Genomic DNA, 6,425 nt, shown 5'->3' with positions numbered 1-6,425 from the left:
AGCTTTAAAATGTGGGTAAATTTGAGTTAATGAAGACCTCTGCCCCAACCCCTCTACTTGCAGGAGAGGGCCAAAGTATTCCCCCCTTCCCTTGCAGGGAAAGGGGTTGGGGGGTTAGGTTTTTCTACCTACAATTTTAGCCATCACTACCAACAACAAGGTTTTGATTGTGACGTGAGGTAATCTATCTCAAAAGCGATGTAACCTACTATATGAAAGATAAAAGTATCGTCAATAGAATTTTTAGTAATGAAAGTAGCTATTACAGGAGCAACAGGGTTTGTTGGAAGTCGCTTGGTGCAGCGTCTACATTCAGAAGGAGAACAAATATTAGTTTTAACCCGCAACCTAGAAAAAGCAAAACGAATTTTTCCTAACTCAGCTTATCCTAATTTAGAAATAGTTGCCTATGAGCCAAAACAGTCTGGTGCTTGGCAAAAATCTATAGATGGCTGTGATGGTGTAGTTAATCTGGCAGGTGCTGGTATTGCTGATGAGCGTTGGAATGCTAGTCGAAAGCGAGAAATTATGGATAGTCGTAAGGTAACTACGGAAAAATTGGTCGAGGCGATCGCCCAAGCTAATTCTAAACCATCCGTATTGGTTAGTGGGTCAGCTATTGGTTATTATGGCACCAGCGAAACGGCTACTTTTGATGAAACTAGCAATAGTGGCAATGACTTTCTGGCTCAGGTTTGTCAAGCTTGGGAAACGGCGGCCCAACCTGTGAAGGATGTAGGGGTCAGATTAATTATTTTGCGGATTGGTATTGTATTGGGTATGGGAGGTACTGTCTCGAAAATGTTAACTCCCTTCCAGTTATTCGCTGGTGGACCTATTGGTAGTGGTAGGCAATGGTTTTCTTGGGTGCATATTGATGATTTGGTAGGTTTAATTTTACATTGTCTACGCCACCCAGAAATACAAGGTGTATTTAACGCTACTGCTCCTAATCCTGTACGAATGGGAGAATTTTGTCAAGATTTAGGAGCAGCTTTAAATCGACCTTCTTGGATACCTGTACCTAATTTTGCCATTGAATTGTTATTGGGCGATGGTGCTGTAGTTGTATTAGAAGGTCAAAAAGTTTTACCAAAACAAACTCAAGCTTCTGGCTTTGAGTATCAGTATCCCAATGTTCAGCCTGCTCTAAAAAATATTTTGGCTTCTTGAAATTTGTCAAATTTATCAAAAAGAATCAAGCTGCCATAACTGGGAAGGCAGCTTGCCCAAATCATTTTTCAATCTAAATCTATAGGTAGTTCAAACTTTTATTTCTGAACAGTTACCGATTCTTCGATTAATTCTTTTGTTTCTTGCAAATTATCTGGATCTACATAATGACATACTGCATCATCTAGACAAATTAAAGCCCAACCAGACTCATCAATACTCATCAGTTTATAATCGCCTTCCTGAACAAAAAATCCTTTGTGGTTACGAGTTTCAGGCTTTACATTAACGTCATCTAGGTTATTAACTTGATTATTAAATGTCATTGTACTTCAACTCCTTAGCATTATCTAAAAATTAGGTTTGACTCTCTTAATCGAGATTTATACAAGAGAATCTTTAGTTCTCTAAAAAAGCTTACTAACTACTAAAAAACTGTTTTAGCATCCCTAGGCTTACTTTGTATGTTTGGTACTTTGAGTACCAACCTCACATCCTAAAAAACATTTTTGATTGATTTGTGTTTAGTTAACCTACTTTTTTTCTTGCCTAGTCAGTTTTTTTGACTTCGAGCAATTTTTTTTCGGTTTTCATAGAATATTACCAATGCACTTCATCTTCACCTAGAATTGTGCAAATAATTTCTCTTAGTGAGCCTGATTTTTATAGAACATTAATTGACTTAAATTTAAGTTTTTTACTTAAATATTTTAAGTCAATCTTCTTGTTTTAGATTTAACCTGAAATTTGCTGCCAAATTAGCATTTTTCAAGTTTTTGATCGATTATCATCTAGATAGTTAGTAGAGCTATATAAGCTCTTAGGGATTTCCTACTTTATGGTGATTAAGTAATCTCTGAAGTTCTAAAAATCATAACATGATTTTTTCTGGTTTGTCGTAAAGTTTTTATATGAATCATTAAGTTTTTTAAAGACTATACATTTGTTTTTTCAGTTAGCCTCCTGAGTCTTACCTGCCTCTTGCCTCCTGCGGAGGAGCTTTGCTTTTTCCTGACAGAATACTCCGCAAAAATGTCGCGCAGCAAAAAGCTTTTCATGTTCCTAACATGAAAAACGGAGTTTTCCGTTAGCAAAACAGTAACTTTGACTGACCAAAGCCAGAGACGACAAAAATCAGAAATTTCCTTTCTCTTAGTCGATTGGATATAGCGAGGTTTCCCACTGCTGCGGAGGAGCTTTGCTTTTGCCTGACGGAATGCTCCGCAAACATCTCGCGCAGCATTTTCATGTCGGCGGCAGCTGTTTTGCTACGCACAAGGAGCATTAATGCTCCGCGACATTAAAAGCGGAGCTTTGCACTAGCAAAACCCATGTTGTACGGAGTGCTAAACGCTATCCCAACCTATGAAAAGTGGAACTTCCCATAGGGTGGGAGCCGTTAACCAATTTATTTGCCAGCAAAATGATCCCTTTTTATCTCCTTGACAGGGGAAGCTCTCAACCTTATTTTTTATCAATTATTTGATTTACCCAAAAAATTGGTCTAAACATCAAATAACCAACTTTCAACTCGACTAAGGCTAGGCCATTCACCTCTTCTCTCAAAACCATCCTTAATATTATTTTTAATTTCTTCGAGCCAATCTTTATCAGCCATAATCATTTGCTGGGCTATCTCTACATGAGGTCTAACACCTTTTTCTCCTATTTCCAGCATTGCTAAAGCTAAGTTAATTCTGCCCTGTGGATCGTCTGGATTCAGTTTAACTCCTGTCTTAGCTGCTTTATGGGCTGATTTAGGTTTTTTCTCTAATAGATATAACCATGATAAACTAACCCAACTACTACTACTTTTAGGAGAACGGTTAGTAATTTCTTTAAATAATGGAATTAAATTTTTTGGGTCTTCTCCAGCCTTATATCTTTCTAATCCTTCTTTATATAATTCTTCCGGTGTTTGAGTCATTTCAGTTATGAGTTATCAGTAATCGATCGGAAAGCTTTGCGGAACACAAAACGTTTTTCATTTCGCGGAGCGAAACAATACCTCCTACTCAATTAGGAGGCTAAGAAAATCCAAAAATTCCTTTTTATCCCCTTGAAAGGGTAGGTTTGAGACTTTATTTTTCGATCATAATATTCGAGCTTTTCTACTTGAAAAAATTAATCACAAAAAGTTTAGTTGAAGATTGGACACTTGGAAAATCAATTGACACAATATTTAGGGGCACAGTAAATACTGTACCCCTACCCTTCCAGAAGAATAATATACCACACCTATCTAGTTTATCAAAGATGTAGTTTAATTTAATTAATATTAAGCTGAAAAGGAATTACCACAACCACAGGTTTGAGTGGCATTAGGATTAGTAAATTGGAACCCACCGCCAATCAAAGCATCACTATAGTCAAGCATCAAACCATAGAGATAAAGGATACTTTTGCGATCGCAAACCACCTTAAATCCATCATAATCAAAAACTTCATCATCGTCTCTAATTGTGCTAGGGTCTGCAAAATCCATTATATAAGACATTCCAGAACATCCACCTTGACGTACCCCTACTCTTAGGCAAAGGTCTTTTCCTTGTTTCTCTCTCAACAATAGAACCTGATTCACAGCAGCTTCGGTCATCAGAATTCCTTTTTTTTGAGATTGAGTAGTTTGTGTCATTTGTTTCTAGCTCCTTACATTACGATAGCTTTCTGTATAGTTATTTCTAACTACTTAATATATATTTTATATATATTTCTGAAAATCTAACTTATAACTACCTTGAATAATTATTATCAATCAAAATTTTTTGTTCAAGATTAGGAACATTGTGTTTGAAAACTTGAGATTTAGGGAAAAAAAAACTTACTATTATATATAGTAATCCGCGCACTGGTTGTCACAATTCAAAAACTATCAATAAACTCGGAAAAGCGACAAAATTTTGGACACGAATCAAATAGCATTACTATAGTTTTTCTTCCTTGATTTTCTCTTTACCCTACAACCCAGAACCAATAATTTTTCACTTGAATTCTGATTATAATTACAAGCAATAAATATTTAGTCCTCAAAAAATCCCATACACTGATTATATTTATCTATAGTTGCTTAAATACTATCCTTTCTAATGGTAGAATTCTTGAAAGATGGGTATAAATATATATCAAGTCTAAACACTTTTGTATGATTATATCACCCATTTGCTCCTAGCAATAGTTCAGTATCGTCAAAGAGACAATTCTCCTCATGCTAGCAAGACCGTTCCAGAAAAATGTATATAAAAATACATTGATAAAAATATGGTTTAAGGTCAAAGGAAAAAATATCCAGCAATTGCTTCACTTTCACAGGCTTAGTATATGGTAGCTCTCAATCCTTCAACAATTCGTAGGTTACAAAAATTACAACAAGTTCCTAGTGTGTGGGAAGGCGATCGCCGTCCTATATATCCAGAATCCAGCTCTAACCCAGAATTAGAGTCAGAAACAACAAACGAATGTATTATCTGGGTAGATGGCTCCCATGGCATGGTCAGAGCAATGGATATGGTAACACCAGATACTGGCCCAGAAGCAATTGTTAGGACATTACTGCGAGCTATGGAAAATCCTCAAAGTCCAGCTCCAGCAATTAGGCCACAAAAAATAGTAGTCAAAGACCGAGAAATTCAATTTTTTCTCAGGGGCGTCTTACAAAACTTAGGAATTGCAATTGATTATGTACCAGATTTACCTCTAATTGATGAAATATTTAGGGGACTACAGGAAGTATCAGATAATCGTCCGCCTCAATTACCTCCTGAATATGCAGAAGCTTTAGTGGAAAAAGCAGATCAAATTTGGGATGATGCTCCCTGGGAAATATTAGGAGAGCATCAAATTATCTCTATAGAACTTAATAAATGGGATATTGAAAATCTATATGCCTGCGTTTTGGGTAAATTGGGCATGGATTATGGGATTTTGTTATATCGTTCTTTAGATTCTCTCAAAAGGTTTAGAGAAAGAGTAGCTTATGAAAAATCTTATGAAAATTTAGAAGAAGCTTTTTTAGGGCAAGATTGCCTTTTTATTACTTACGATAGTTTTCAGGAGGAAGATGAGGATAATGAGAATGGGGATACAAACCTAGAAAATTTGTCAGTATCTGAAATTCAGGCCAATTTTGGTAATTTACATCCTTTAGAAGGTTTAAGGTCTATTCTCTATGAAGAGGAAGCAGTTACAACATTAGTTACTTTAGAAGCATTACATCGCTTTTTGCGAGCTTCCCGTAAGAAAATGACAGGTAATAAATTCCCTAGCATTAGTAGTCGCTACCGCATTACCATACCAAAATCAGAGGAGGTAGTATCAGTTAAAGTTACAACTATGCCAGAAGTAGCAGAAGAATTATATGAAATGGCTGTGGAGACTGATACGGAAGGAGAGGAAGAATTAGAAATTGAAATGCCCATGCTTAAAGATGATTTAGTACCACCAAATTCTTTCTTAAGTTTGGGAGTAGTGCCTTGGAAGACAGTAGAATATTTAAGGGATAATACTAAACAATATCAAGCAGCAGAGGAAGATATTGAAACATCAGGAGAAGGTCTACCAATAATTTTAATTCAAACTTCTCTGCCAAAAGCAACTAAGTTGATAGCAGATTTAGAAGAAGCTCAGGGACTTCATGGTATAGGATTTAATCCAGGAGAAGACCCTATGGAGGAAAAAAATTATGATTTGGGTATATTGAAAACTTATGATGGTGTACTGCATTTATTTGGTGAATTTATACAAAATGACCCTGTACACCAGGAAGCCAGAGAGAAATGGGACAAGCGTTGCATTGCCACTCGTGGTTGGTGTGGTTTGATTATTGCTAGAGGTATTACAGGTGCTTCCCGTGGTCAACCTGAATTTAAGGATATGATGGCTTTGTTTGAAGTCCGATCACTTTCATCTCAAGAATTGGGGGTTGGACCGTTAAAGTTGGTGCCAGTATCTTTTTGAATTATGGAGTAGAGAGTGAGGGAGTAGGGAGTAGGGGAGTAAGGGAGTGAGGGAGTGGGGGAGTTGGGGAGTAGAGGAAAAAAACTATATATAGTATTAAAAAACTATAACGTTATAGATATGTAGTGTTCATAACAGAAAAATGCCTAAATTCTGTAACTGGTACATAAAGAAGAAGAAATGACCTATGACTTAGGGAAAAACACTATATGTAGCATTAAAAAACTATAACGTTATAGATATATAGTGTTCATAACAGAAAAATGCCTAAATTCTGTAACTGGTACATAAAGAAGAAG

At 36.2% G+C, this 6,425-nt stretch carries 5 protein-coding genes; 2 read left to right on the top strand and 3 right to left on the bottom strand.

Going from position 1 to position 6,425, the window contains the following annotated elements:
• Positions 1 to 249 precede the first annotated feature (249 nt).
• Positions 250 to 1,173, top strand: a complete 924-nt coding sequence (thyD, locus tag ACP6PL_RS30820) for a thylakoid membrane protein ThyD (protein ID WP_426549188.1) — start codon at positions 250 to 252, stop codon at positions 1,171 to 1,173.
• Positions 1,174 to 1,271: 98 nt separating this feature from the next.
• On the opposite strand, the gene ACP6PL_RS30815 is transcribed toward thyD, so the two are convergent.
• From ACP6PL_RS30815 to ACP6PL_RS30805, 3 genes are all read right to left on the bottom strand, one after another.
• Positions 1,272 to 1,499, bottom strand: coding sequence for a hypothetical protein (locus ACP6PL_RS30815; RefSeq protein ID WP_426549187.1), 228 nt, complete (start codon positions 1,497 to 1,499; stop codon positions 1,272 to 1,274).
• Positions 1,500 to 2,677: 1,178 nt separating this feature from the next.
• Positions 2,678 to 3,100 (bottom strand): hypothetical protein, encoded by a 423-nt coding sequence (locus ACP6PL_RS30810; RefSeq protein WP_426549186.1) that lies wholly within the window; start codon positions 3,098 to 3,100, stop codon positions 2,678 to 2,680.
• 351 nt (positions 3,101 to 3,451) lie between these two features.
• On the bottom strand, positions 3,452 to 3,808 hold the full coding sequence (locus ACP6PL_RS30805; protein WP_426549185.1) for a HesB/IscA family protein: 357 nt from the start codon (positions 3,806 to 3,808) through the stop codon (positions 3,452 to 3,454).
• A gap of 683 nt (positions 3,809 to 4,491) precedes the next feature.
• On the opposite strand from ACP6PL_RS30805, the gene ACP6PL_RS30800 reads away from it, so the two are divergent.
• Complete coding sequence (locus tag ACP6PL_RS30800; RefSeq protein WP_426549184.1) at positions 4,492 to 6,126, top strand: DUF6930 domain-containing protein; 1,635 nt, start codon at positions 4,492 to 4,494, stop codon at positions 6,124 to 6,126.
• Positions 6,127 to 6,425: the final 299 nt, after the last annotated feature.

This window comes from Dapis purpurea BLCC-M126, assembly GCF_050015975.1.
Taxonomy (GTDB): Bacteria; Cyanobacteriota; Cyanobacteriia; order Cyanobacteriales; family Microcoleaceae; genus Trichodesmium.
This window is presented reverse-complemented; position numbering and strand designations above follow the sequence as displayed.

Bases quoted from the DNA above. Each gene is read 5' to 3' on its own strand.
- ACP6PL_RS30810 (WP_426549186.1), bottom strand. From the start codon at position 3,100: ATGACTCAAACACCGGAAGAATTATATAAAGAAGGATTAGAAAGATAT.
- ACP6PL_RS30815 (WP_426549187.1), bottom strand. From the start codon at position 1,499: ATGACATTTAATAATCAAGTTAATAACCTAGATGACGTTAATGTAAAG.
- ACP6PL_RS30805 (WP_426549185.1), bottom strand. From the start codon at position 3,808: ATGACACAAACTACTCAATCTCAAAAAAAAGGAATTCTGATGACCGAA.
- thyD (WP_426549188.1), top strand. From the start codon at position 250: ATGAAAGTAGCTATTACAGGAGCAACAGGGTTTGTTGGAAGTCGCTTG.
- ACP6PL_RS30800 (WP_426549184.1), top strand. From the start codon at position 4,492: ATGGTAGCTCTCAATCCTTCAACAATTCGTAGGTTACAAAAATTACAA.